Genomic DNA, 24234 nt, shown 5'->3' with positions numbered 1-24234 from the left:
GGGCTCAGTCTCCACCAGCGGCGGCGACGGCGACGTTGAGATCGAGCACGGTGACCCCGGGCTCGCCCAGGAAGCCCAGCCCGCGCCCGCCGGTGTGCTCCTCGACGAGCCGCTCGACCTGCGCGACGGTGAGGCCGTTGGCCTCCGCGACGCGCCGCACCTGGAGGGCGGCGTACTCCGGGGAGATGTGCGGGTCGAGCCCCGACCCCGACGCGGTGACGGCGTCGGGCGGCACCGCGGATCGGTCGACCCCCTCGCGGGCCGCGACCTCGGCGCGGCGCTCCTCGATGGCGGCGAGGAGGTCGGGGCTGAGCGGGCCGAGGTTGCTGGGCGCCGAGGCCAGCGTGTCGTAGTCGTTGGGCGAGGGCCGCGACAGGAACCACCGGTCGCCCTCGAACCGCTGGCCGAGGAGGCGCGATCCGACCACCACGCCGTCGACGCGCACCGGCGAGCCGTCGGCGCGTTCCCCGAACGCCTGCCCGACGGCCCACACGGCGCCCGGGTAGCCGACGCCGAGCAGGACGGTCATGACGAGGAGGAGCCGCAGTCCGGCCAGGGACTGGCGCAGGAGGTCGATGAGCGGAGTGGTGAGCATGGTCAGCCGATCCCGGGGATGGTGGAGACGAGCAGGTCGATGAGCTTGATGCCGGCGAACGGCACGAGGATGCCGCCGAGGCCGAAGACGAGGATGTTGCGGCGCAGCACCGACGTCGCTGAGGCGGCGCGGAACCGCACCCCCCGCAGGGCGAGCGGGATGAGGGCGACGATGACCAGGGCGTTGAAGATGACCGCCGACAAGATCGCGGACTGCGGCGTCGCCAGCCCCATGACGTTGAGCCTGTCGAGCGAGGGGTAGGCCGCGACGAACATCGCCGGGACGATCGCGAAGTACTTCGCGACGTCGTTGGCGATGGAGAACGTCGTCAGGGCACCACGCGTGATGAGCAGCTGCTTGCCGATCTCGACGATGTCGATGAGCTTCGTCGGGTCGGAGTCGAGGTCCACCATGTTGCCGGCCTCCTTGGCGGCGGCCGTCCCGCTGTTCATCGCGACCCCGACGTCGGCGGCCGCGAGGGCCGGGGCGTCGTTCGTGCCGTCACCCGTCATCGCGACCAGCCGGCCGCCCTGCTGCTCGCGGTGGATGTAGGCCATCTTGTCCTCCGGGGTCGCCTCGGCGAGGAAGTCGTCGACCCCGGCCTCGGCCGCGATCGCCCGCGCGGTCAGGGCGTTGTCGCCGGTGATCATCACCGTGCGGATGCCCATGGCTCGCAGCTCGGCGAACCGCTCGGCCATCCCCTTCTTCACCACGTCCTTGAGGTGGACCACACCGAGCACCCGGCCGGCACCCGCGGGGTCCTTGCGGCCGATCACCAACGGCGTGCCTCCCGAGCGGGCGATCTCGTCGACGGTGTGCTGCACCTCGATCGGAGGCTCCGTGCCGAGCCAGGCGGCGATGGCGGAGCCGGCCCCCTTGCGCAGCTGCGTGCCGTCGGCGAGGTCGACGCCGGACATCCGGGTCTGGGCGGTGAACTCCACGAAGGCCGCCCCGCGCGGCAGGGCGCCGTCGTCGGCGCCCCGGCTGAGCGCGAGGTCGACGATCGAGCGGCCCTCGGGGGTCTGGTCGGCGAGGCTGGAGAGTCGTGCGGCGTCGCGCAGCTCGTCCTCCCCTACGCCGGGTGCTGCCACCAGCCGGCTGGCCTGACGGTTGCCGTAGGTGATCGTGCCCGTCTTGTCGAGCAGCAGCGTGCTCACGTCGCCGGCGGCCTCGACGGCACGACCCGACATGGCCAGGACGTTGACCCGCACCAGCCGGTCCATGCCGGCGATGCCGATCGCCGAGAGCAGCGCGCCGATCGTGGTCGGGATCAGGCAGACCAGCAGCGCCACGAGGACGACGACGTCCTGAGGGGCACCGGCGTAGGACGCCATGGGGGCGAGCGTGGCCACCGCGGCGAGGAAGACCAGCGTCAGGCTGGCCAGGAGGATCGAGAGCGCGATCTCGTTGGGGGTCCGTCGCCGGGAGGTGCCCTCCACCAGGGCGATCATCTTGTCGAGGAAGGTCTCCCCCGCCGCGGCGGTGATGCGTACGACGATCCGGTCCGAGAGCACCCGGGTCCCGCCCGTGACGGCACTCCGGTCACCGCCCGCCTCCCGGACGACCGGGGCGGACTCCCCGGTGATGGCCGACTCGTCGACGGACGCGATGCCCTCGACGATGTCGCCGTCGCCCGGGATGACCTGACCCGCCTCGACGACCACGTGGTCGCCGACCTCGAGCTGCGTCGCCGGCACCTCGGACTCCGAGCCGTCGGCCCCCAGCAGGCGCGCGACGGTGTCGGTCCGAGCGGCCCGCAAGGACGCGGCCTGCGCCTTGCCGCGCCCCTCGGCCACCGCCTCGGCGAGGGTGCCGAAGAGGACGGTGAGCCAGAGCCAGACCGTGATCGAGACGGTGAACGTGCTGGGGTCGCGGAGGGCCGCGACGGTCGTCGCCACCGACCCGAGCAGCACCAGGAACATCACGGGCGAGCGCCACAGGTGGCGGGGGTCGAGCTTGCGCACGGCCTCCGGCAGCTGCTGAAGAGCCTGGCCGACCAGCACGCCCAGCGTCAGGCCCGCGGCCGGCGCCCGCCCGCGGCGGCCCGCCGCGTCGTGCTCCGCGCTCGTGGGCGGGATCGGGCTCAGGGTCGAGGTGGGAGGTGTCATGCGAGGGCCTCAGCAATCGGTCCGAGGGCGAGCGCCGGGAAGTAGGTGAGGCCGGTCATGATGAGGATGACGCCGACCAGCATCCCGACGAAGAGGGGCTTGTGGGTGGGCAGGGTCCCCGCGGTGACCGGGACCTTGCCCTGCTCGGCCAGGGAGCCGGCGAGCATGAGGACGAGCACGATGGGCAGCAGCCGGCCGAGGAGCATGGCGAGGGCGAGCATCACCTGGAAGAAGTCGGAGGTCACGGTGATGCCGCCGAAGGCGCTGCCGTTGTTGTTGGCGGCGGAGGTGAAGGCGTAGAGCACCTCGGAGAAGCCGTGACCGCCCGGGTTGCCCATCGCGTCGGAGGTGGAGTCACGCGAGATCGCGATGCCCGTCCCGACGAGGACGAGCGCGGGCGTGGTGAGGGTGTAGAGCGCGACGTAGGTCATCTGCCTCGCACCGATCTTCTTGCCGAGCAGCTCGGGGGTGCGCCCCACCATCAGCCCGGCGACGAAGACGACCAGGATCGCCATCACGAGGATGCCGTAGATGCCCGCCCCGACCCCGCCCGGCACGATCTCGCCGAGCATCATGTTGACCATCACCACGCCACCACCGGTGGCCGTCAACGAGTCGTGCGAGGCGTTGACCGCTCCCGTCGACGTCCCCGTGGTGGCGACCGCGAAGAGGGCGGACGCCCACTCCCCGAACCGGGTCTCCTTGCCCTCCATCGCGGCGCCGGCCGCCTGCGCGGTCGGCGAGTGGGCACCCACCTCCGCCCAGGTGGCCACCGCGAGCGACGCCGACCACAGCACGCCCATCACGGCCAGGACCGCCAGGCCCTGCCGGCGGTTGCCGAGCAGCGTCCCGAGGGTGCGGGTCAGGGCCACGGGCAGCACCAGGATCAGGAAGATCTGGAGGAAGTTGGTGACGGCGGTGGGGTTCTCGAAGGGATGGGCGGAGTTGGCGTTGAAGAACCCGCCACCGTTGTTGCCGAGCTGCTTGATCGCCTCCTGACTGGCGACCGGGCCGCCGGTGAGCACCTGCGAGTGCCCCGCCAGGGTGCCCATCGTGGAGTCGGTGAAGCTCTGCACGACGCCCCCGGCGACCAGCAGGACGGCACCGACGAACGCCAGCGGCAGCAGGATCCGCACGGTGCCTCGGGTCAGGTCGACCCAGAAGTTGCCCAGTGCGCCCGTCCGCGAGCGGACGAAGCCGCGGACCAGCGCGACGGCGACGGCGATCCCGACCGCGGCGGAGAGGAAGTTCTGCACCGCCAGGCCGGCCATCTGCGCGGTGAAGCCCATCGTGGACTCCCCGGCGTACGACTGCCAGTTGGTGTTGGTGACGAACGAGACCGCGGTGTTGACGGACATCCAGAACGGGACGCCCGGCAGGCCGCGGTCCATCGGCAGGGCGGCCTGGCCGAGCTGGACCGCCATCAGGACCACGACGCCCACGAGACTGAACCCGATGACGCTGGTGGCGTAGGAGCGCGCGCCCTGCTCGGCGCCGGGATCCACGCCGCAGAGGCGGTAGACCACGCGCTCGGCGCGCAGGTGGCGGGTGTCGGTGTAGACCCGCGCCATGTGGTCGCCCAGCGGGACGTACGCCGCAGCGAGCAGGGCGACGAGGAGGGCGATCGTCAGGAGACCGCCGAGGGTGTCGGACACTAGAAGCGCTCCGGGAAGACCAGGGCGGCGAGGACGTAGAGCGCGGCGCAGACCACCGCGACCACGAGCAGGCTGGATTCGATGCTCATGCCGGCCAGCAAAGCCCCGACGGCGGTCCGGTCAGCCCGCCTTGACGCGTTCTTGGCGCGCGTTGACGCCCACTTGGCGCCCACGTGGCCCGCGCCACTCCCTCGGGCCCGGCGCGCTGATCGACGTCAGGACGCGACGGCGAGCAGCATCCCGGCGGCGACACCGCCCAGGACGACGGCCGCAGCCATGGCCCAGGTCGCCCGCCACCCCATCGCCCGGCCGACCATGACCACCGACGGGACGCTGAGCGCCGGCAGCGTGATGAGCAGGGCGCCTGTCGTCCCGGCACCTGCACCGAGCGCCAGCAGGGCGGCGACGACGGGGATCTCCCCGCCGGTCGGGATGACCAGCAGGGCCCCGAGGACGGCCACGACCAGCACCGCTGCCACACCGAGGCTGGCCTCGACGCCGGCGAAGTCGCTCAGCCACGGACTCAGCAGGCCCATCACGAAGACGAGCGCGACGTACTCCGGCACGAGCACGAGGACGAACCGGCCCAGCGAGCGCAGGTAGCCGCCCGGGAGGTCGCCCAGCCGCACCGGTTCGTCCACCGGTGGCGCTGCGACGGCGGGTGCGCCTGCCCCGCGAGCGTCGAGCAGACGGCCGATGAGCGCGCTGGCACCGACGACGACGGCCAGGCCGACGACCACGCGCGTGACGGCGTACTCCGCCGGCAGCACGAACGCCAGGAACACCAGCACGGCCGGGTTGAGGAGGGGGTTGCCCACCCAGTAGGCGAGAGCTGCGCTCGTGGACACCCCGCTGCGGCGCAGCCCGACCGCCACCGGCGCCGTGCAGCAGCTGCACATCATCGACGGCAGGGAGGCCGCCCCGCCGGCGACGGCCTGTCCCGTCGGCGAGCGGCGGTTGAGCAGGCGCGTCACCCAGCCGCGCGGCACGAGGGCATCGACCGCGGCGGCGACGAGCAGGCCGACCACGACCGCGCGCCACACCGCGTCCAGGTAGGCCACGGTGAAGTCCCAGGCGCCCGAGAGCGACGGCCCGTCTCCACCTGCCGACTCGAAGATGGGTCCCGACGGCCACGTCGGCGCGGCCTCCAGGGCGAGGGCGCGGTCCCAGTAGGGCAGCCACTTCGACCACGCGAAGCCGATGGTCGCCACCAGCACGAGGACGACCAGCCCGGCGACTCCCACCCGGAGGGGACGTCGTTCGACCGAGATTCCCGAGGCCATGCCACCCATCGTCGGACGCGGCGGCGGGACCGGCAAGGGGTCCCACCCGTCGGGAGGACCGGTGGCTAGGGGGCCGCGCGGCGGTACTGCACCGGCCACAGGTCGGTGCCGGTCTCGCCCAGCTCGTGGGCCGCGCGGAGCGGCCAGTGCGGCTCGCGCAGCAGCTCGCGACCGAGCAGCACGACGTCGGCCGACCCGTCGGCGAGGATCTCCTCGGCCTGCTTGGGCGTGGTGATGAGCCCGACGGCGCCGGTCGGGACGCCGGCCGCGGTGCGGATGCGCCGCGCGAACCGCACCTGGTAGCCCGGTTCGACCGGGATGTCGGCGCCCGGCACGTTGCCGCCCGTGGAGGTGTCGACGAGGTCGACGCCCTCCTCGTGCGCCAGGGCGGCGAGCCGCACGGTCTCGTCGGCGGTCCAGCCGCCCTCGACCCAGTCGGTGGCGGAGACCCGGAGCAGCAGCGGGAGCCCGGCCGGCACGCGGGACCGGACCTCGCGGACCACCTCCAGCACCAGGCGTACGCGCCCGTCGAAGGAGCCGCCGTAGCCGTCCTGGCGGTGGTTGGACAGCGGCGAGAGGAACTCGTGGAGCAGGTAGCCGTGGGCGCCGTGCAGCTCGATGACGTCGAAGCCGGCGGCGACGGCGCGCTCGGCCGCGTCACCGAAGGCGGTCACCACGCGGGCGATGCCCGCCTCGTCCAGCGGCTCGGGGTCGGGACGCAGCCCGGCGAAGGGCTCGGCCGACGGGCCGACGGGCCGCCAGCCGCCGTCGGAGTCGGGGACGCCGCCTCGCTCGCCGGTGAAGCCGCTGTAGGTCGACGCCTTGCGGCCGGCGTGGGCGAGCTGGACGCCCGCCGCGGCCCCCTGTCCGTGCACGAAGTCCACGATCCGGGTCCACGCCGCCTGCTGCTCGTCGTTCCACAGCCCGGTGTCCTCCGGCGAGATCCGCCCCTCCGGCACCACCGCGGTCGCCTCGGTGAGGACCAGTCCGGCGCCGCCGCGCGCGAAGGAGCCGAGGTGGACCAGGTGCCACTCCCCCGGCAGGCCGTCGGCGGCGGAGTACTGGCACATCGGCGCCACCCAGACGCGGTTGCGGAGGGTCAGGTCGCGAAGGGTGACAGGGCTGAACAGACGACTCACGGGGGCGCTCCTGCGTGGCTGCTGGTGGGGGACGGTCCGTGAGTCCGAACCGGCGAGGACGCCGTGTTGTTCCGCCCCGTCCCTGGTGCGTGCCGAGCGGCCCGTCAGGGTCGCGCGTGCTCGATCGCCTCCTCCTCCTCGGGCGAGAGCTGCTGCTCGCACGACCAGGAGGAGATCGACTTGGCGTAGGTGCGGGCCTCGCTGCGCCCGTGGATGGACGTCAGCACCACGCCATGGCCGGCGTCGTCGAGCACGGCCAGGCTCCAGCTGAGGTGACCGCCGACGTCGCCGAACGCGTCGTAGCGCACCACCGACAGGTGGCGCAGCGCGTCGGCGCTCTCGGCCTTGAGGGCCGCGACCTCCTGTCGCAGGCCGTGCACGTCCTCGGGCAGCGCCTCGACGCCCTCGCCGGAGGTGCGTGCCGTCGTACGACGGAGGGCCAGCGCGGCGAGCGCGCAGGCGACGGCGGAGAGGACGACGGCGACCACGGCGAGCATGGAACGACCCTATGTTCGGCGGCTGGTCACGGCCGGTCGGACACGGCCGGAGGTGACACACTCGCGCACGTGACAGCTCGACGGATCGCCTACCAGGGAGAGCCCGGCGCCAACTCCCACCTGGTGTGCCAACAGGCCTACCCCGACTGGGAGCCGCTGGCGTGCCCGTCGTTCGAGGACGCGTTCGCCGCGGTCGAGGGCGGCGAGGCCGACCTCGCGATGATCCCGATCGACAACTCGATCGCCGGGCGGGTGGCCGACATCCACCACTTCCTGCCCACCTCGAGCCTGCACATCGTCGGCGAGCGGTTCCTGCGCATCCAGTTCTCCCTGATGGCGCTGCCCGAGGCGAGCATCGACTCGCTGCGCACCGTGCACAGCCACGTCCACGCCCTCGGCCAGTGCCGCGGGGTGATCCGCGAGCTCGGCCTGACCCCGGTGGTGGCCGGCGACACCGCCGGCGCGGCCCGCGAGGTCGCCGAGGCCGGCGACCCGACCCAGGCCGCGATCGCGCCGCCGCTGGCCGCCGAGATCTACGGCCTGCAGGTGCTGCGCGAGGAGATCGAGGACGAGGACCACAACACCACGCGCTTCGTGGTGCTCTCCCGCGACTTCGAGCAGGCGCCCGCGGACGGCAGCCCGGTCGTGACCACGTTCATCTTCAACGTGCGCAACCTGCCGGCGGCGCTCTACAAGGCGCTCGGCGGCTTCGCGACCAACGGCGTCAACATGACCAAGCTGGAGAGCTACATGGTCGGCGGCCAGTTCACCGCCACCCAGTTCCTCGCCGAGGTCGACGGCCACCCCGACGACCCGGGCGTGCGCAACGCGCTGGAGGAGCTCGCGTTCTTCACCACGGAGGTCACGGTGGTCGGTGTCTACCCCGCCGACTCCTTCCGCGCGCGATGACTGCGACACTTCCCCGGTGATCGACCTGCTCGTGGTGGCGCTCGCCTTCGGCGCCATCTTCGTCGTGGAGCTGCCCGACAAGACCTTCATCGCCACGCTGGTGATGTCGACGAAGATGCGTCCGCTCCTCGTCTGGGTCGGCGTCGCGCTCGCGTTCCTCGTCCAGACGGGCGTCGCGGTGGGCGTCGGCAAAGCCGCCTCGTTCCTGCCCGAGCAGCTGGTCCACACCGTCGCCGCGGTGATGTTCGCGATCGGGGCGGTCATCCTCTTCCGCGAGGCCCGCTCCGCCGACGACGACGAGCCCGGGCAGGAGGACGAGTTCGCCGCCAGGGCCGACTCCGGCGCCCACGGGCTCAAGGTCGTGGCGACGTCGTTCCTGGTGCTCTTCGCCGCCGAGTGGGGCGACCTGTCGCAACTGCTCACCATCTCGCTGGTCGCGAAGTACGACGACCCGGTGTCGGTGTTCCTCGGCGCCTGGGGCGCCCTGCTCGCGGTCTCCGGCCTGGCGGTCATCGTGGGCCGGCTGCTGCTCCAGCGGGTGCGGCTGGCGGTGCTCCATTATGTGGGTGCGACGGTGTGCCTGCTCATGGCAGCCTTCACGGTGTGGGAGATGACACGCTGACCGACCCGGTCCACGGCGGCCTCCGCAACGAGGTCCGCGACCGGTTCGTCGCCGTCAACGGCGACCACGCGATGTCGTCCGAGGACGACGCCTACGTCCGCGAGCACTTCGTGGAGGCCCCGCCCGGAGCGACGCGGCTCATGCTCGACGGCCGGCTGCCGCTGCCGTCGTACGTGCTGGGCGACGGCACCGCGATGGTGCCCGCCGACCACGGCCGTCTCGCGGAGCTGGCCGGCGGCCTCGACCGGCTGCACGACTGGTTCGTGGCGTTCTGGGAGGGCGACGAGGCGGCCGGCGAGCGCGAGTGGCAGGCCTACCTGTCCGGGCAGCACGCCGGCCTCCGCGAGGTGTCGCCCGTGCGGATCAGGCAGGTGGCCGAGCGCGTCGCCGAGGCCCGGGCCGCCCTCGACCTGCTGCGCCGCGACCCGCACGACCCGATCGGACGCGGCATGCTCGGCGAGGCCGTCGACGGCGTCATCGCGGTGCCGGGACTCGACGCGATGCTCCTGCCGATGACCGCCTACGACCGGCTCCGCGCCGGGGGGCCCACGATCCGCGAGCGCTGGGTCGACGCCCCGCGAGCGGCGTACCTGACGCCTGCGCCCCCGGTGTGGCCGCTGCGCACCGAGCGCCTGCTGCTGCGCCCGCACGAGCTCGGCGACGCCGACGCCTTCGTCACCGCCTGGGGCTCCGAGGAGTGGACGAGCCTGCTCCTCAGCCGCCCGATGAACCGGGCCGAGGTCGTCGAGATGGTGCGCCGACGCACCGAGCGCGGCGACGGCACGTTCCTCGGCCTCGCGGTCACCACCCTCGACGGCACCGTCGTGGGCGACTCGATCCTCCACCTTCAGGGCACCGGCCTCAGCGAGGCCGAGATCGGCTGGACGGTCCTGCCCGAGCACGCCGGGCGGGGCTACGCGACCGAGGCGGCGCGGGCCGTGCTCCGGCTCGGCTTCGAGCACTACGGGCTGCGGCGCATCATGGCCAACCTCGACGTGCGCAACGAGCGCTCGGCCGCCCTCTGCGAGCGCCTCGGCATGCGCCGCGAGGTGCACCGCATCGCCGACTTCTGGTCCAAGGGCGAGTGGACCAGCTCCTATGAGTACGCCCTGCTGCGCGAGGAGTGGCGCGCGGCCCGGGGTTAGGTCGTTCGTCGCCGTGTTGGTTCGCGCCTCTCTCTCGTTTCCCTCGTTGGTTCATCAAGGTATGCAGACGAACCCGCGCTTCCCACGGTGAGCTCATCGAGGGGAGTGCGGGTTGAGCGACATACCTTGATGAACCGACGCGACGGCCCCCGCGCGGACGATCGAGCACCCCCGAGCCCGGATAGAGTCCCGCCCATGGTCACCACCCCGCACGGAGCCGACAGCGAGGTCGGCCGCCTGGCCACCGTGATGCTCCACCGCCCCGGCAACGAGCTCAAGCGGCTCACGCCTCGCAACAACGACCGGCTGCTCTTCGACGGCATCCCGTGGGTGAGCCGGGCCCAGGAGGAGCACGACGCGTTCGCCGAGACGCTGCGCGACCGTGGGGTCGAGGTGCTCTACCTGACCGACCTGCTCACCGAGACCCTCGAGAGCGATCTCGCCCGCAACCACGCGATCACCAGCGCGCTGTCAGGGCTGCACCTCGGCGACACCATGCGCCGCTACCTCGCGCAGGCGCTGCGCGACCTCGCCCCGGCGGAGCTGACCGACGTGCTCACCGCGGGCATCCGCAACGACGAGGTACGCGGCGGCCACGGCCTGGTGACCAGCCTGCTCGACCCGCACGACTTCCTCATCGACCCGCTCCCCAACCTGCTCTTCACCCGCGACTCCAGCGTCTGGGTACGCGACCGCGTGGCCGTCACCAGCCTCGCCATGCCCGCCCGCAAGCGCGAGACCCAGCTGACCGAGCTCATCTACACCGAGCACCCCCGCTTCGCCGGCACCCGCAAGATCCACGGCTGGCACAACGAGCACGTCGAGGGCGGCGACGTCCTGCTGCTCGCGCCGGGCGTGATCGCGGTCGGCGTCGGGGAGCGGACGACCCCCGCAGGCGTCGAGCGGCTCGCGCGACAGGTGTTCCACGCCGGCCTGGCCCACACCGTGCTGGCGGTGCCGATCGCGCAGGAGCGCGCGACGATGCACCTCGACACCGTCTGCACCATGGTCGACGTGGACAAGGTGGTGATGTACCCCAACGTCGCCGACACGCTTCGCGCCGTCACGGTGACCCTGCTCGACCCGGGGTCGGGCGAGGCCGACCTGACCCTCGACGTCAGCGACCACGAGCCGTTCCTCGTGGCGGCGGCCAAGGCGATGCAGATCGACACGCTGCACCAGATCGACACCGGCCTCGACCCGGTCACGGCCGAGCGCGAGCAGTGGGACGACGGCAACAACACCCTCGCCCTGGCGCCGCGGGTGGCGGTGGCCTACGAGCGCAACGACGAGACCAACGACCGGCTCGAGGCCGCCGGGATCGAGGTCGTCCGCATCGCCGGGTCCGAGCTCGGGTCCGGTCGGGGTGGACCGCGCTGCATGAGCTGCCCGGTCGCCCGGCAGCCGCTCCGCGAGGACTGAACGGGCGCGCGTCACGTTCGGCCCGGTGCGTCGTTGACGGGGCATGAACGCGTCGATGCTGGACGGGCTCGGGCCCGCGGACGTCGAGCGCGTGCTCGCCGCCGGACGTCCGCTGAGCCTGCCGCAGGGCTGGTCGCCGACCGCCGGGCAGGCTCCCGCGGAGGGGGCCTACCTCATCACCGAGGGCCGGGCCTCGGTCCGCGAGAGCGGTGTCGAGGTCGCCGTCCTCGGTCCCGGTGCCGCGGTCGGTGATGCCGCCGCGATCGTCGGCCGCACGCTGCGCTCGGCGACGGTGGTGGCCCTGACGCCGCTGCGGGTCGTGCACTTCACCCGAGAGACGATCGAGACACTGGTCGCCGAGATGCCGGCGTTCGGAGCGGCGCTGCGTGCTGGCGCCGGGAGCCGCGACAGCGACTGAGTCCGAGCGCCGGGAGGCCGCCCCACTTCCCCGTCGGTCGTCACGTCCTGGGGCTGGTGGTGTGCTTGGCGTCGGCGACCATCTCGGCCCGCTCGTCGGCTGTCAGCGACGACAGGTAGCGGCGGTAGTCGTCCATGCCCACCGCGATGACGTCGGAGAACTCCGGATCGTCGGCGAGGTCGCGGATCGGTCGGCGACCGGCGAGGACCTCCCCCACGACGGCCTCGACACCGGTGCCCGGATGGTCCTCGGCGATGCTGATCAGGTTCGCGCGCAGGCGAGCCGCGGACGCCTGGTCTCCGGTGAACGCCAGGAACTCGTCGTCCTGGCCCTCTGCCGACTCCGCTGCGGGGTCAGGTGCGGGGTCGGGTGCGGAGTCCTCGGGCGGCCAGGTCATGTCAGGACCCGGGGACGTAGAGCTGGTCGGCGGGTACGGGTCGGCCGGTGGCGGTGTCGACGACCTCGATGCCGTTGCCCTCGTCGACGATCTGCAGGTCGGAGCCCACGGGGAGGTTCCAGATGCCGATGAGTGCCGGCTCGAGCTCGCACACGGAGTTGAAGTCGGTGATGACGAGGTTGCTGGCGTCGTGGAGGTATTCGGTGGTGTCGATGTCGGAGAAGATCCGCCACCCGTTGTCGGCACGCGCTCGGGACTCCTCGCGGACCATCCACTTGATGCGGCCGGCACCGGACAGCACGTTCTTCGACGCCAAGCAGGCGCCGGCGGCGGGGATGAACTCGATCGGCATGTGAGGCCTCCGTGGTGTCTGCGGTGGGATCGTGGCGGCGTCGATGCGGCTGGCGAGGGCCGCTTGTCACTGGGCGGGCGGCGGGACGGGTATCCCGCGGTCGGTGAGGGTCTGCTCGGCGCGGATGACGAGCTCGCCGCGCTTGGCCGACCACTTCCGCAGGTTGGTCAGCACGGTGCGACCGTCCAGGCCGGGCTGCAGCAGGTCGAGGTCGGGGCGGGCGAGGAGGACGTCGTAGAAGGGCGTGAGGGTGACGTCGCTGAACTTGAACTTCGCGGCGAGGGTCTCCAGTGGGGTGCCGACCTTCGCGTCGACCTCGTTGACGTCTGCGCCGGCGTCCAGCAGGCGCTTCAGCAGCGGCGCCTCGGCCACGAAGTCGTGTGCGTTGCGGGCCAGGAAGCGGTGCAGCAGCATGGCCCTGCGCACGTCGGCGCCGTCGTCGAGGAGGCGGTTGGCGATGGCGACCCGGGAGGGTGAGTCGTCATTGGTCAGGGCCAGCGACAGCAAGGTGTCGTGCTCGTACTCGTAGTTCACCCACGCCGGGTCGTAGACCTTCTCGAAGTCCGCGTAGGTGCCCCGGGTCAGGGCTGCGTGCAGCGCGCTGGTGTCACGAGGCTTGGTGCGGTTGAACAGTCCCATGGGGTCAGTGTGCCAATCTGTCTCGTCGCGGCAGTCCCACGCCGTCTGGTTCGCGCTGGTGCGGGCCGGGAGCCGCTCGGGTCAGGGAGCCTCGTCGACGTGCGAACGGTTTCGCCCGGGGTGGGCGACCTCGTAGTTCCTGGGGGCTTGGTAGCGCTCCAGGAACTCCTCCTTGGTGATCTTGCCGGACAGGTACTCGTCGCGCAGCTTGCGGTACTCCTCGCCGCGCACGTGGCCCATGTCCCACACGTCCTTCTGGGGGTCTCCGGGCCGCCAGTCGATCTTGACCAGGTTGCCGTCCTTGTCGAGGACCCACACCTCGCCGTTCTCGTCCTTGGCGTTCTCCCAGACCTCGTCGACCTGGCCCTTGCCGTAGTCGGGTCGGGAGTTCGCGTAGGGCAGGCGGTCGCCGTTCTTGTCGTAGCCGTAGGAGTTGGGCTTGCCCTTCTTGGGCAGCTTCCCCGTGGGGCGGCGCCGCATCGCGCGGGCGGAGCGGAACTTGCGCAGGATGCGGGTGACGTCGGTGAGCTTGTCGACCGTGCGGACGATGGTGAACACGGCCCGGACCCCGCGGATGGCCGCCAGCGCCGTGATGACCCGGCGCGCGTAGTTGGCGGCTCGGGCCGCGATGAGCGCGGCGCCGCCGCCAGCGGCGGCGCCAGCGGTGAACAGCGACCCGATGCCGGCCACGACCACAGTGGCGCCGACCTCGATCGCGAGGTCCTTCATCAGGCCCTTGACGGTGCTCTTGGTCTCCTCGACCTGGTTGGCGTAGTCACGGCACGCGGTCGCGAGCTCGCGGCAGGCGCTCGCGATGTCGGCGGCGGCCTGCTTCACCTCCCCGACGGCCTTCTTCGCAGCCGGGATCTCAGGAGAGCGCTGGTTGCCGAGCTGGGTGGTGGCGACCTCGCAGTAGGACCGCAGACCGTCCAGGGACGACGCGGCCGCGTCCCAGGCCGACGCGGCCTGACCCAGGCGGCCGGTGTCGGCGCCGGGCCACGTGTAGCCCTCGAGGTAGTCGAGGATGACGTCCCAGAACTGCGGGGTGTCCTCCGCGTTGGCCCCCGACGCCGTCGGTGGCGAGTAGGGGGCGACCTCGACGGGGTCGACCTCCTCGGGCGCGCCGGGGCCGCCTCTGCTGCCGTGGACCGATCCGGCGTCCGCGTCGGCGTGGTTGGCGCCCGAGGCCTCGGCGATGATGGCCAGGGACCCGAGCGCCGTGACCAGGTCGGCGATGGCGGTCACCGCGGCGGCGGCACCGGAGTCGTAGTGGGGGACGAAGTCCTCCGAGGACTTGTCGTCGCCGCCCATGCCGCCGAACCCGCCGAGCTTCCCGGTCAGCGTCTCGTAGGCGTCGGCCGCGAGACCGTTGGCGGTCTCGAGCGAGGTCGCGGCGCTCGTGTAGCCCCCGGAGTCGACCTCGATCCTCATGAGAACGACTCCCACATCTTCACGTTGGCGTCCGCCGCTCCGGTGTAGTTGGTGTGGGCGTTCCGCGCGGACGCCCGCAGCTCGGCGAGGGCGGCACGCATGCCCCGCATGCCCTCCTCCCACGTCTGGTGGGCCTCGGCCTGCGCCTCGGCGGCGAGGCCCTCCCACACCGCTTGGAGGGCCGCGACCTGCTTCTCGATGTCGTTGGTCAGTGCCTCGAGGGCGTTCTCGGTCGCCTGCACATCCGAGATGACGGCGTCGAGGTCGTCGGTGTCGATGGTGAAGATGCGCCCGGCCACGGCTCAGCCCAGCCTGTCGATGATGCGCGCCGACAGCGCATCGAGGCGCTGCTGGGAGGAGTCGTCCGAGGCGATGAAGTCGCGGTGGGTCTCCTCGAGGAGCTCGCGCATCGCCGTCAGCCCGGTCAGGACCTCGCCGGCGGACTCCTTCCACTCCTCCCACGCCTCGGAGAACGACTCGGCCGCCTCACCGGACCAGCCGGCGTCCAGGAAGCCGCGCACGCGTCCGTCGATCTGGCTCCGGTCCGTGCGCAGCCGCTCGGCCGCGTCGTCCACATCGTCCTTCGCCTTCGCGAAGGCCGCGTGCATCACCTGCACCTGGTCCACGATGTGCCCCCTGCCCGAGTCGGTCACCCAGGGTTCTACCCACCCGCGAGGGGGCCGAACCCTCCAGCAGGCCGAATTCGACGGCGCTCCGCGGCAGTCTCCCGTTTCATCAGGAGGGTGGCCGGGTAGATGGAGGGACGTGAAGAGCCCGGTCGTTGTTGACGGGGGAAACAACAACGACCGGGCACCAAGGAATCTACTCCGCTCCGGAGCACGGGCACAACCGTTGAGTTCGTTGTATTCGCCACGTGGCCAGATGGTGGGGCGCGACTTACCGGATCGTCACCTGACGGTTGGCCAGCCCCGCTCGCGCGGACCGCTCGGCGGCGGTGAGCTCGCCTCCTCGCAGGGCCTCCTCCAAGTCGGCGGCGAACCGCGCGGCAGGCTCCTCGAGGACCTCGGCGCCGGTGCCGACGGGGAGGTCCCACACCGGCGCGAGCAGCCCGTGGGCGCGGAACATCCCGACCAGGCGCGACTCGTCGGCGATCGAGTCCTGTCCGGCGGCGTGGAGGCGGGCGAGGGCGTCGAGCAGGGCGTCCTCGGGGTGCGGCATCACCCAGCGCAGGTGCTCCTTGGTGCCGACGTTGGTCCAGTACGCCGCCTCGACCGAGGACAGCCGGCTGGTCGGCATCACGCCGGCGTTGGCCTGCTCGAGCGCGGCCTCCATCGCGGCGTCGCGCTCGGGGACGTCGTCGATCCAGTAGTCGAACCCGTCGTGGAGGGTGATGTCGAGGCTCGTGTCGCTGATCAGGTCCTGGAGGCGCGGGCCGTCGCCGGGGTCGGTCATCAGCCCGACGATGCCCGGCTCCTCGGTGGCCAGCGCGGCCTCGAGGACGGCTCCGAGGTCGCGCGCGGGGTTGCCGTAGGAGTGCTGGACCTGCAGGCCGAGCCAGATGTCACCGGAGTCGCGCACCATCGCGGGGGCGGCGCCGGGCAGGAGGGTGGCGAGGCGGACGTTGCGCTCGCCCTCGGCGAGGGTCAGCGGGGCCGTCGCGGCCGGGACGAGCTCGCGCAGGGCGATCACGTCGCACTCGCTCGGCATCCCCTCGAAGGGGCGCGCGACGAACGTCGGAGCGGCGCCGCCGGCCGCCCCGTGGCACGCCTTGTAGCGCTTGCCCGACCCGCAGGGGCAGGGCTGGCGGGGGCCGACCTCGCCGGGGGCGGGAGCGGACTGGGCGCGGGTGCGGGACTTCTTGGCCATGCCCGAGAACCTATCCGTCCAGCAGCTCCAGCATGTAGGCCGGCCGGTCGCTGATGACGGCCGCCACACCCAGGTCGAGGCACAGCTCGAGGTCGTCGGCGGTGTTGACGGTCCAGACGTGGATCTCGCGGCCGTCGGCGACCAGGTGCCGACCCAGGCCGGGGTGGTCGCGCAGCTCGCGGATTCCGGGCCCGATGATCCAGTCGTCGCCGGCGACCGGTCGCAGCACCGGCCAGCGGTGCGCCTTCTCGATCAGCAGGACCACGTCGAGCGCCGGCGCGAGCCGTCGGACCCGGTTGACGGCGTTGAGGGAGAAGCTCATCACCCGCGCCGGCGAGCCGGGGCCGTCCCACCCGAAGTCGCCCAGCGTGTCCAGCAGCCGCCGCTCGACCAGCCCGCCGTAGCGGGTGGGGTGCTTGGTCTCGATGGCGAGCTCGACGCGCCGGTCGTAGTCGGCCACCGTCTCCAGCAGCCGGCGCAGGGTGAGCACCTTGCCCGCCTCGGGGTCGCGGTCGGGGGCCTCGTCGTCGAGGTCGGACCACGGGTTCTTCCACGACGCGAAGTCGAGCTCGTCGAGCTCGGCCAGGTTCATCGTCGAGACGATCCCCTGGGTGGCGGCCGTCCGCCGCAGGTCGCGGTCGTGCACGCACACGAGGTGCCCGTCGGCGGTGAGCCGCACGTCGCACTCGAGCGCCTCCGCCCCCTCGTCGAGGGCCTTCACGTAGGCCGTCAGCGTGTGCTCGGGGTTCGCGTGGCTGCTGCCCCGGTGGGCCACCACCTGCGGCCGCCGTCGGGGGTCGGCCGTGCGGGTGGCGCGGGCGCGCCGCGTACGTCGCATGGATCGAGCATGCCATGGGCCAGCAGGGGCGACCCCGGGGGCATCAGCGGACGTGGTCGCGCCAGTCGTCGGGCACCCGGCCGGCGGGTCCCGGCACCGGCTGGTCCTCCGGCCGGCTCTGCGGGTCGGCCAGCCGCGGGCCCGTCACGCCGACGGAGCGGTCGAAGTCCCAGTACCAGTCCTCGCCCGGCTCGAAGCTCTGGATCACCGGATGACCGGTCGCCCGGTGGTGCGCCGTCGCGTGCTGGGACGGGCTGGAGTCGCAGCACCCCACGTGCCCGCACTGGGCGCACCGTCGCAGGTGCACCCACCAGCCGCCGGCCTCCTCACACTCCACGCACCCCGGCCCCGACGGGGGCACCTCCGGATCGATCCCAGCCGTCACGGTCCCAGCCTGCCCGTCCGCTGCGCACGGGGGAAGGCCCCCGCGAGGAACCCGGGCAGCCAGTGCGCCTCCCAGTCGGGGATCTCCTGGCGCTCGACCACGGAGCGGATCGGCGCCTGCGCGGCTGTCCGGTAGCGACCGTCCGCGCGCTGGAGGTAGTGGTAGTTCACCAGCTCGCGGCGCAGGTAGGCGACGTCCTCGTGGACACCGCGCAAGACGTCGTTGACCTCGGGCTCGGAGTAGTCGCGGCCGGGCTCGAAGCGGCTGAGCACCTCGAGCAGCACCGCCGCGCGCACCGTGCGCTTCGCCGGCACCCGCGCGAGGCGCCCGTCGCGCACGAACCGGTCGACGACGCGCCGCTGCTCGGCGAGCGCGGCGTCGTACGCCTCCTGCTCGAGCGCTGCCCGCGCGGCGGCGTAGCCCTCGCCGGTCTCCGCCATGCGCGCCCGCACGACGCGCTTGAAGTCACTGTCCCTGGTCACTGTCATCACCTTCGACTGCGCTGCGCCCCCAGTGCGCCGCTGCAGCGGGCGACGATCTGACCTGATCCGGTGGATGCGTCCGAGGATCTGCTCCCCTTCGCCGGGCTGCGCGGACTGGGGCCGACGCGACGGGCTGGGCGGTGGACGGCGCCCTCGCCGGTGAGTCTCCCAGAGACTCACCGGTCACGGCAACGACGTTGTCGGCATCGCCGCCGACTGACAGGGGTGTCGGCAGCACCCAGACTGTGCCCATGCCGTCACCGAGGCCAGGAGTCCGCGTCCACCGTCGCGCGCGCCCGCGACCGGGCGTACGACGCACCGGTGCCCTGCTGGCCGCGCTCCTGCTGGCCGTGACCCTCGCCCCGGCGGCATACGCCGAGCCGCTGCCGGTGCCGCTGCCGGTCGGCACCGACGTCGACTACCAGCTCGGCGGCGTCGCCGCGCTGCCCGACCACGTCGGGATCGTGGTGCGTGACCGGGCGGCCGAGCCCGCTCCGGGTCGCTACAACGTCTGCTACGTCAACGGCTTCCAGACCCAGCCCGGAGAGCGACGCTTCTGGCGCCGGCACGCCGATCTGCTCCTCACCCACGGCGGCCGGCCCGTGGTCGACGAGGCGTGGGGCGAGCGGCTCCTCGACATCCGCACCCCCGCCACGCGCGAGCGGCTGGCCCGCGTCGTCGGGCGCTGGACCCGTGGCTGCGCGCGCGACGGCTTCGACGCCGTGGAGTACGACAACCTCGACTCCTTCTCCCGCAGCCGCGGGCTGATCCGGGCGCGGCACGCGCGCGCGTTCGCCCGGTTGCTCGTCGCAAAGGCCCACCGGGTCGGCCTGGCCGCGGGCCAGAAGAACTGGGACGACTGGGACGGCACGCAGGCCGGCTTCGACTTCGCCGTCGCCGAGGAGTGCGGCCGATATGCGGAGTGCGACCGCTACGTCGACTCCTTCGGAGACCGGGTGCTGGTCGTGGAGTACCGGACCCGCGACTTCTCCGCGACGTGCCGCGAGCACGGCGACCGACTGGCCGTCGTGCTGCGCGACCGCGGCGTCACACCCGCTGGCGTACGTCGCTGGTGCTGAGCCGCTCGCGGCGGTTGGCCCACAGGCTCGAGGCGATGGTCGCGGCGAGGATGGCGACGATGACCACCAGGGAGGCGAGGGTGGGCACGTCGAGGACCGACGGCCACACCAGGTGGGCCCAGTGCAGCACCAGCTTGGCGCCGATGAAGCCGAGGATCGCGGCCAGGCCGTAGCTCAGGTGCCGCAGCGCGCCGAGGGCGCCCTCGAGCACGAAGTAGAGCGCGCGCAGGCCGAGCAGGGCGAAGGCGTTGGTGACGAAGACCAGGTAGGGGTCGCCGGTGATGCCGTAGACCGCGGGCACCGAGTCCACGGCGAAGACGATGTCGGTGGCGAGCACGGCGACCGTCACCAGCGCGAACGGGGTCAGCGCGCGGGCGCCGTCGCGCACGACGGTGAAGCGGGTGCCCTCGTAGCTGTCGGAGACCGGCATGATCCGGCGCATCACGCGGACCACGCGCATCTGGGCGACGTCGACCTCGTGCTCCTGCCCGCGGATCGCGTCGCGCAGCAGCTTGGCGCCGGTGGCGAGCAGGATCGCGCCGAAGACCAGGAACACCCAGTCGAAGCGCGAGAGCGCGGCCGCACCGAGGGCGATGAAGATGCCGCGCAGCACCAGGGCCCCGACGATGCCGTAGAGCAGCACCCGCTGCTTGAGCACCTCGGGCACCGCGAAGGCAGCGAGCAGCAGCATGAAGACGAAGAGGTTGTCCACGCTCAACGTCTTCTCGACCAGGTAGCCGGTGTAGTACTCCAGCCCGCGGTCGCCGCCGTGGGTGGTCCACACGTAGAGGCCGAACGCCAGCGGCAGGGCGAGGTAGAACGCCGACCACGCGATCGCCTCGCGCATCGAGACCTCGTGCGGGCGGCGGGTGGCGACGAAGTCGACCACCAGCAGCGCGAGCACGGCCGCGAGGGTGATGAACCACAGGGTGGGTGACGCGATGGACGACATGGGTCTCCTCAGGAATGAGCTCCTGAGGTCTCTCCCGCCGCGGCCCTGCCGTGGTCTCCGCCGGGGCGCCTGCGGAGGCGCCGTAGTGACCGGCGATGGTTGATGGGGTACTCCCCTCGACGGCACATGGTAGTTGAAGGTGCAAGCGCCACCCACCTGGGCGGCGGCACGCCGTATCGTCCCCGCATGGAGACAGTCGAGTACGACGTCGTGGTCATCGGGGGCGGACCCGCGGGCGAGAACGCCGCCCAGTACGCCGTGGAGGGCACCACGATGACCGCCGCCATCGTGGAGCGCGAGCTGCTCGGCGGCGAGTGCAGCTATTGGGCGTGCATCCCCAGCAAGGCCCTGCTGCGCCCGGTCGCCGCGGCCGACATCACCGGCGACCTGCCCGGCGTCTCGACCGCGCGGGTCGCTCCCAAGGCGCTCCTCGAGCGCCGCGACACGTGGGTCTCCCACTACGACGACTCCGGGCAGGCGCAGTGGGCCGGCGGTGCCGGGATCGCCGTGGTGCGCGGCGACGCCCGGTTGAGCGGTGAGCGGACCGTGCGGGTGTCCTCCGCCGACGGCGACCTGCTGCTGCGCGCACGACGGGCGGTCGTGATCGCCACGGGCAGCGATGCCCGCGTCCCCGACGCCTACGCCGACGCGCTGCCGTGGGGCTCGCGCGACGCGACGGGCGTGGTCGAGGTGCCCGACCGGCTGGCTGTCGTCGGCGGGGGCGTGGTGGCCTGCGAGGCGGCGACCTGGATGAGCGCCCTCGGCTCGTCGGTCACCCTCGTCGTCCGCGGCCCGCGGCTCCTCGACCGGACCGAGCCGTTCGCCGGCGAGGCGGTGCTGGCGAGCCTGCGCGAGCGGGGCGTGACGGTGCTGCTCGACACCTCCGTCGAGTCCGTACGCCGCGCCGACCCCGCCGCGACCGGCACCGGACGCGTCCACGGCGGCACCGTCACGCTCACCACCTCGGGCGGCGAGCTGGAGGCCGACGAGGTGCTGCTGGCGATCGGCAGGACCCCGCGCCTCGACGACCTGGGCCTGTCGTCGGTGGGACTGACCCCCGACGACGTGACGTCGGGGCGGCTGCCGGAGTGGCTGCACGCCGTCGGCGACGCCAGCGGCGGCCCGCCGCTGACCCACTGGGGCAAGCACCAGGCCCGCCTCGTCGGCGCCCGGATCGCAGCCGCCGCGGCCGGCGACGTCGCCTGGGAGCCCGACCGCGAGGCGCCGGTGCCGCAGGTCGTCTTCACCGAGCCCGAGGTCGCGAGCGTCGGGCTCACCGAGGCGGAGGCGCGCGCGGCCGGCCACGACGTCGTGGTCAGCCGGGTGCCGACGTCGTCCGCCTCCGGCACCGCGCTGCTGCGCGACCACGTGGTCGGCGACGCCCAGCTCGTCGTCGACCGGCGTACGCGCCTGCTGCTCGGCGCGACCTTCGTCGGCGTCCGCGCGGGCGAGCTGCTCCACGCCGCGACCGTGGCGATCACGGGCGGGGTGCCCGTGCACGTGCTGCGCCACGCCGTGGCGTCGTTCCCGACCGCGGCCGAGCTCTGGCTGCGGCTGCTCGAGGAGCTGCCGCGCGAGCTGCGGACGCCCCCGCCCGTCGACTGAGCGGCCTCAGCCGCGCTCGCGCAGGTAGCGCCCGAAGTGGGGGACGGTGAACGCGATGCGGCCGCGCTCCCCGGAGTAGACGAGGCCCTTCTTGAGCAGCGAGTCGCGCGCGGGCGAGAGCGACTGCGGCTTCTTGCCGAGCGCGGCGGCGACGTCGGCGCTGAGCACCGCGTCGCCCTCGGCCTCGCCGTCGGCGGCCTGCGCGATCGCGACGTCGGCCATCGCCATCAGGTAGTCGCGCTCCCCCGGCGTCGCCCGCTCGTAGCGCGAGCCGAAGAACCCCACGGCCAGCTCCGACTCGGCCTCGGGCGCCGCCACGGCGACGTCGGCGGCGGTGATCGGCGAGCGTGGCGCGAGGTCCCACACCGCCTTGCCGTAGGCCTGGATGAAGTAGGGGTAGCCGCCGGTCGCGTCGTACATCGCGGCGAGCGCGTCGGGCTCGTAGGCCGCGTCCTCGTCGGCCGCGGGGGCCTCCAGCGCCCGGTCGGCGGCCTCGCGGGAGAGCCGGTCGATGCGCTGGTAGCGGAACAGCCGCTCGCTGTAGGACTTGCTGGCACTCAGCACGGCCGGCAGGTGCGGGAGCCCGGCGCCGACGACGATGACCGGCAGCCCCGACTGGCTGAGCTCGTGGCAGGCGGCGCAGAGGGCGGACACGTCGTCGGGCCCGAGGTCCTGCATCTCGTCGACGAAGACCGCGACGCCCTTGCCGACGTCGGCGGCGAGACCGCCCAGGTCGGTGAAGAGCTCGACGAGGTCGATCTCGATGTCGCCGGAGTCGGCCCGACCGCGTACGGCGGCGGCGTCGATGCCGGGGCTCCACTGGTCCTTCAGCCTCGCGCCCACGCCGGCGTCACGGTGGGCGAACGACTTGACCACGCCCAGGACGTGGTCGACGGACTCCTCGTCGCCGTGGCCGAGCTCGCGCACGGCCTGGTGCAGCGCACTGCTCAGCGGGCGCCGCAGGGTCTGCCCCGGGCGGGCCTCGAGCTTGCCGGTGCCCCAGCCCTTGCGCACGGCCGCGCCGCGCAGCGCGTTGAGCAGCACCGTCTTGCCGACGCCGCGCAGGCCGGTCAGGACCAGGCTGCGCTCGGGGCGCGCCTTGGCCACCCGCTCGAGCACCACGTCGAACGCCGCGAGCTGCTCGTCGCGGCCGGCGAGCTCGGGCGGGCGCTGGCCCGCGCCGGGGGCGTAGGGGTTCCGGATCGGGTCCACGATCACACGCTATCGGCGCGTCTAGGCCGATCCCTAGATCGCCCGATAGTCGGCGAGTCAGCCCGCCTCGGGGCTCCGGCCGGCGCAGACGTTGTCACGCCACAGCGACAGCACCACGAGCTGCGACTCCTGGTGCCGCGTGACCCGGAGCGAGCGGTCGTCGCCGCGGCGGTCGAGGAAGACCGTCCCGGTGCGAGGCACACGCGGCTGGACCATGGGCCATGGTGACGCGCACCACCTCGATCCGAGAAGACCTGCCTAGACTCGGTGCGTGCCCGAGCTGCCCGAGGTGGAAGCCCTCGTCCAGGACCTGCGCGGTCGCCTGGTGGGCCGCGCCATCAGCCGCGTCGACCTGGCCGCCTTCAGCGCCCTCAAGACGTTCGACCCGCCGCTGCAGGCCCTGCACGGCACGCTGGTCGACTCGGTGACGCGCCACGGCAAGTTCCTCGACATCGACGCCAGCGGGGTGCACGTGGTCATCCACCTCGCCCGCGCGGGCTGGATCCGCTGGCGCGACGAGGTGCCGGTCCTGCCGGCGCGACCCAACAGCAAGAACCCGCTCGCCGCCCGGATCGTCATCGACGACCCCGACCTCGACGCGCAGCCGGGTCTCGACATCACCGAGGCCGGCACACGCAAGGGCCTGGCGATCTACGTCGTCCGCGACCCGCAGGAGATCGAGGGGGTCGCCCGGCTCGGGCCCGACCCGCTGTCCGACGACTTCACCGTCGAGGCGCTGCAGCGCATCCTCGAGGCCGAGGGGCGCAAGCAGATCAAGGGCGTGCTGCGCATGCAGTCGATCGTCGCGGGCATCGGCAACGCCTACTCCGACGAGATCCTGCACGCCGCGCGGATGTCACCGTTCAAGCCCGCCAACAGCCTCGACGAGACCGAGCTCCAGACCCTCTACGGCGCCATCCGCGACACGCTGGGCGACGCCGTCCAGCGCTCCAGCGGGCTCGCGGCGAGCGAGCTCAAGGGCGAGAAGAAGAGCAACCTCGCCGTGCACGGCCGCACCGGGCAGGCCTGCCCGGTCTGCGGCGACGTCGTGCGCGAGGTGTCGTTCGCCGACTCGAGCCTGCAGTACTGCCCGACCTGCCAGACCGGCGGGAAGCCGCTCGCCGACCGCCGGATGTCGCGGCTGCTGAAGTAGCCGCCGTCATCGTCCTGGGCCGTCCCGGGGCACGGGCGACATCTGTCGGGGCCCGTGGTGCGAAGGCGCCGGTCAGGCCCACCCCCGTG

At 72.8% G+C, this 24234-nt stretch carries 27 protein-coding genes; 8 read left to right on the top strand and 19 right to left on the bottom strand.

The features are described 5' to 3' along the window. Positions 1–4 precede the first annotated feature (4 nt). The 6 genes from kdpC to JX575_RS00585 form a co-directional block, all read right to left on the bottom strand. Complete coding sequence (gene kdpC, locus JX575_RS00610) at positions 5–595, bottom strand: potassium-transporting ATPase subunit KdpC (RefSeq protein WP_186339788.1); 591 nt, start codon at positions 593–595, stop codon at positions 5–7. Positions 596–597: 2 nt separating this feature from the next. Continuing rightward, a complete protein-coding gene (gene kdpB, locus JX575_RS00605; RefSeq protein ID WP_186339787.1) occupies positions 598–2703 on the bottom strand; it encodes a potassium-transporting ATPase subunit KdpB in 2106 nt (701 codons plus the stop codon). Continuing rightward, positions 2700–4358, bottom strand: a complete 1659-nt coding sequence (gene kdpA / locus JX575_RS00600; RefSeq protein ID WP_186339786.1) for a potassium-transporting ATPase subunit KdpA — start codon at positions 4356–4358, stop codon at positions 2700–2702. Before kdpA ends, kdpB begins: the two co-directional genes overlap by 4 nt. A 215-nt stretch (positions 4359–4573) precedes the next feature. After that, the gene (locus JX575_RS00595) at positions 4574–5641 is read right to left on the bottom strand and encodes a permease (RefSeq protein WP_186339785.1); all 1068 of its coding nucleotides are present in this window, start codon (positions 5639–5641) and stop codon (positions 4574–4576) included. A 65-nt stretch (positions 5642–5706) separates the two neighbouring features. Further along, positions 5707–6780 (bottom strand): NADH:flavin oxidoreductase/NADH oxidase, encoded by a 1074-nt coding sequence (locus JX575_RS00590; protein ID WP_186339784.1) that lies wholly within the window; start codon positions 6778–6780, stop codon positions 5707–5709. Between the two features lie 104 nt (positions 6781–6884). Continuing rightward, positions 6885–7277 carry a DUF4446 family protein gene (locus JX575_RS00585; RefSeq protein WP_186339783.1) on the bottom strand — a complete coding sequence of 131 codons (393 nt, stop codon included), beginning with the start codon at positions 7275–7277 and terminating at the stop codon, positions 6885–6887. A gap of 69 nt (positions 7278–7346) precedes the next feature. Here JX575_RS00585 and JX575_RS00580 point away from each other — a divergent pair, with 69 nt between their 5' ends. The 5 genes from JX575_RS00580 to JX575_RS00560 all read left to right on the top strand — a co-directional run bounded on the left by JX575_RS00580 (position 7347) and on the right by JX575_RS00560 (position 11793). Further along, the gene (locus JX575_RS00580; RefSeq protein WP_186339782.1) at positions 7347–8186 is read left to right on the top strand and encodes a prephenate dehydratase; all 840 of its coding nucleotides are present in this window, start codon (positions 7347–7349) and stop codon (positions 8184–8186) included. Positions 8187–8202: 16 nt separating this feature from the next. Then, complete coding sequence (locus tag JX575_RS00575) at positions 8203–8808, top strand: TMEM165/GDT1 family protein (RefSeq protein ID WP_241005275.1); 606 nt, start codon at positions 8203–8205, stop codon at positions 8806–8808. After that, a complete protein-coding gene (locus tag JX575_RS00570) occupies positions 8790–9953 on the top strand; it encodes a GNAT family N-acetyltransferase (protein WP_186339781.1) in 1164 nt (387 codons plus the stop codon). The genes JX575_RS00575 and JX575_RS00570 overlap by 19 nt, the downstream gene beginning before the upstream one ends. A 195-nt stretch (positions 9954–10148) precedes the next feature. Further along, positions 10149–11375 carry an arginine deiminase gene (locus tag JX575_RS00565; RefSeq protein ID WP_186339780.1) on the top strand — a complete coding sequence of 409 codons (1227 nt, stop codon included), beginning with the start codon at positions 10149–10151 and terminating at the stop codon, positions 11373–11375. 43 nt (positions 11376–11418) lie between these two features. Next, positions 11419–11793 carry a cyclic nucleotide-binding domain-containing protein gene (locus JX575_RS00560; RefSeq protein ID WP_186339779.1) on the top strand — a complete coding sequence of 125 codons (375 nt, stop codon included), beginning with the start codon at positions 11419–11421 and terminating at the stop codon, positions 11791–11793. Positions 11794–11833: 40 nt separating this feature from the next. Here the strand turns inward: JX575_RS00560 and JX575_RS00555 are convergent, their stop codons facing one another. From JX575_RS00555 to JX575_RS00510, 10 genes are all read right to left on the bottom strand, one after another. After that, positions 11834–12190 carry a hypothetical protein gene (locus JX575_RS00555; protein ID WP_186339778.1) on the bottom strand — a complete coding sequence of 119 codons (357 nt, stop codon included), beginning with the start codon at positions 12188–12190 and terminating at the stop codon, positions 11834–11836. A 1-nt stretch (position 12191) separates the two neighbouring features. Continuing rightward, complete coding sequence (locus tag JX575_RS00550; protein ID WP_186339777.1) at positions 12192–12542, bottom strand: DUF2185 domain-containing protein; 351 nt, start codon at positions 12540–12542, stop codon at positions 12192–12194. Between the two features lie 66 nt (positions 12543–12608). Continuing rightward, positions 12609–13181, bottom strand: a complete 573-nt coding sequence (locus JX575_RS00545) for a hypothetical protein (RefSeq protein ID WP_186339776.1) — start codon at positions 13179–13181, stop codon at positions 12609–12611. An 81-nt stretch (positions 13182–13262) separates the two neighbouring features. Next, the gene (locus tag JX575_RS00540) at positions 13263–14612 is read right to left on the bottom strand and encodes an HNH/ENDO VII family nuclease (RefSeq protein WP_186339775.1); all 1350 of its coding nucleotides are present in this window, start codon (positions 14610–14612) and stop codon (positions 13263–13265) included. Beyond that, positions 14609–14911 carry a WXG100 family type VII secretion target gene (locus tag JX575_RS00535; RefSeq protein WP_186339774.1) on the bottom strand — a complete coding sequence of 101 codons (303 nt, stop codon included), beginning with the start codon at positions 14909–14911 and terminating at the stop codon, positions 14609–14611. Before JX575_RS00535 ends, JX575_RS00540 begins: the two co-directional genes overlap by 4 nt. A gap of 3 nt (positions 14912–14914) precedes the next feature. After that, the gene (locus JX575_RS00530; RefSeq protein ID WP_186339773.1) at positions 14915–15238 is read right to left on the bottom strand and encodes a WXG100 family type VII secretion target; all 324 of its coding nucleotides are present in this window, start codon (positions 15236–15238) and stop codon (positions 14915–14917) included. A gap of 271 nt (positions 15239–15509) precedes the next feature. Further along, entirely contained in the window at positions 15510–16439 is a 930-nt protein-coding gene (locus JX575_RS00525; protein WP_186339772.1) for a DUF5926 family protein, read from the bottom strand. Between the two features lie 10 nt (positions 16440–16449). Continuing rightward, positions 16450–17277, bottom strand: a complete 828-nt coding sequence (locus tag JX575_RS00520) for a glycerophosphodiester phosphodiesterase family protein (protein ID WP_186339771.1) — start codon at positions 17275–17277, stop codon at positions 16450–16452. 43 nt (positions 17278–17320) lie between these two features. Then, positions 17321–17662, bottom strand: a complete 342-nt coding sequence (locus JX575_RS00515; protein ID WP_186339770.1) for a UBP-type zinc finger domain-containing protein — start codon at positions 17660–17662, stop codon at positions 17321–17323. After that, positions 17659–18144 carry a DUF2087 domain-containing protein gene (locus JX575_RS00510; protein WP_186339769.1) on the bottom strand — a complete coding sequence of 162 codons (486 nt, stop codon included), beginning with the start codon at positions 18142–18144 and terminating at the stop codon, positions 17659–17661. The genes JX575_RS00515 and JX575_RS00510 overlap by 4 nt, the downstream gene beginning before the upstream one ends. A 251-nt stretch (positions 18145–18395) precedes the next feature. Here JX575_RS00510 and JX575_RS00505 point away from each other — a divergent pair, with 251 nt between their 5' ends. Then, positions 18396–19223, top strand: coding sequence for an endo alpha-1,4 polygalactosaminidase (locus JX575_RS00505; RefSeq protein ID WP_186339768.1), 828 nt, complete (start codon positions 18396–18398; stop codon positions 19221–19223). Here the strand turns inward: JX575_RS00505 and JX575_RS00500 are convergent. Continuing rightward, positions 19192–20175 carry a TerC/Alx family metal homeostasis membrane protein gene (locus JX575_RS00500; RefSeq protein ID WP_186339767.1) on the bottom strand — a complete coding sequence of 328 codons (984 nt, stop codon included), beginning with the start codon at positions 20173–20175 and terminating at the stop codon, positions 19192–19194. The two genes, JX575_RS00505 and JX575_RS00500, sit on opposite strands and share 32 nt — an antisense overlap. Positions 20176–20361: 186 nt before the next feature. On the opposite strand from JX575_RS00500, the gene JX575_RS00495 reads away from it, so the two are divergent. Further along, a complete protein-coding gene (locus JX575_RS00495) occupies positions 20362–21780 on the top strand; it encodes an NAD(P)/FAD-dependent oxidoreductase (RefSeq protein WP_186339766.1) in 1419 nt (472 codons plus the stop codon). Between the two features lie 6 nt (positions 21781–21786). On the opposite strand, the gene JX575_RS00490 is transcribed toward JX575_RS00495, so the two are convergent. Further along, positions 21787–22992 (bottom strand): ATP-binding protein, encoded by a 1206-nt coding sequence (locus JX575_RS00490; protein ID WP_186339765.1) that lies wholly within the window; start codon positions 22990–22992, stop codon positions 21787–21789. Positions 22993–23049: 57 nt separating this feature from the next. Continuing rightward, a complete protein-coding gene (locus tag JX575_RS00485) occupies positions 23050–23208 on the bottom strand; it encodes a hypothetical protein (RefSeq protein ID WP_186340440.1) in 159 nt (52 codons plus the stop codon). A 55-nt stretch (positions 23209–23263) separates the two neighbouring features. On the opposite strand from JX575_RS00485, the gene JX575_RS00480 reads away from it, so the two are divergent. Further along, on the top strand, positions 23264–24145 hold the full coding sequence (locus JX575_RS00480) for an Fpg/Nei family DNA glycosylase (protein WP_186339764.1): 882 nt from the start codon (positions 23264–23266) through the stop codon (positions 24143–24145). The last annotated feature ends 89 nt before the right edge of the window (positions 24146–24234 follow it).

Origin of the sequence: Nocardioides sp. zg-1228 (assembly GCF_017086465.1) — a bacterium.
Taxonomy (GTDB): domain Bacteria; phylum Actinomycetota; class Actinomycetes; order Propionibacteriales; family Nocardioidaceae; genus Nocardioides.
Note: the sequence above shows the minus strand (reverse complement) of the source record. Positions and strands in the feature narration are given on the sequence as shown.

Coding starts and splice junctions, on each gene's coding strand:
- kdpC (WP_186339788.1), bottom strand. CDS start 595: ATGCTCACCACTCCGCTCATCGACCTCCTGCGCCAGTCCCTGGCCGGA.
- kdpB (WP_186339787.1), bottom strand. CDS start 2,703: ATGACACCTCCCACCTCGACCCTGAGCCCGATCCCGCCCACGAGCGCG.
- JX575_RS00595 (WP_186339785.1), bottom strand. CDS start 5,641: ATGGCCTCGGGAATCTCGGTCGAACGACGTCCCCTCCGGGTGGGAGTC.
- JX575_RS00585 (WP_186339783.1), bottom strand. CDS start 7,277: ATGCTCGCCGTGGTCGCCGTCGTCCTCTCCGCCGTCGCCTGCGCGCTC.
- JX575_RS00565 (WP_186339780.1), top strand. CDS start 10,149: ATGGTCACCACCCCGCACGGAGCCGACAGCGAGGTCGGCCGCCTGGCC.
- JX575_RS00560 (WP_186339779.1), top strand. CDS start 11,419: ATGAACGCGTCGATGCTGGACGGGCTCGGGCCCGCGGACGTCGAGCGC.
- JX575_RS00555 (WP_186339778.1), bottom strand. CDS start 12,190: ATGACCTGGCCGCCCGAGGACTCCGCACCCGACCCCGCACCTGACCCC.
- JX575_RS00550 (WP_186339777.1), bottom strand. CDS start 12,542: ATGCCGATCGAGTTCATCCCCGCCGCCGGCGCCTGCTTGGCGTCGAAG.
- JX575_RS00545 (WP_186339776.1), bottom strand. CDS start 13,181: ATGGGACTGTTCAACCGCACCAAGCCTCGTGACACCAGCGCGCTGCAC.
- JX575_RS00540 (WP_186339775.1), bottom strand. CDS start 14,612: ATGAGGATCGAGGTCGACTCCGGGGGCTACACGAGCGCCGCGACCTCG.
- JX575_RS00525 (WP_186339772.1), bottom strand. CDS start 16,439: ATGGCCAAGAAGTCCCGCACCCGCGCCCAGTCCGCTCCCGCCCCCGGC.
- JX575_RS00520 (WP_186339771.1), bottom strand. CDS start 17,277: ATGCGACGTACGCGGCGCGCCCGCGCCACCCGCACGGCCGACCCCCGA.
- JX575_RS00505 (WP_186339768.1), top strand. CDS start 18,396: ATGCCGTCACCGAGGCCAGGAGTCCGCGTCCACCGTCGCGCGCGCCCG.
- JX575_RS00500 (WP_186339767.1), bottom strand. CDS start 20,175: ATGTCGTCCATCGCGTCACCCACCCTGTGGTTCATCACCCTCGCGGCC.
- JX575_RS00495 (WP_186339766.1), top strand. CDS start 20,362: ATGGAGACAGTCGAGTACGACGTCGTGGTCATCGGGGGCGGACCCGCG.
- JX575_RS00485 (WP_186340440.1), bottom strand. CDS start 23,208: ATGGTCCAGCCGCGTGTGCCTCGCACCGGGACGGTCTTCCTCGACCGC.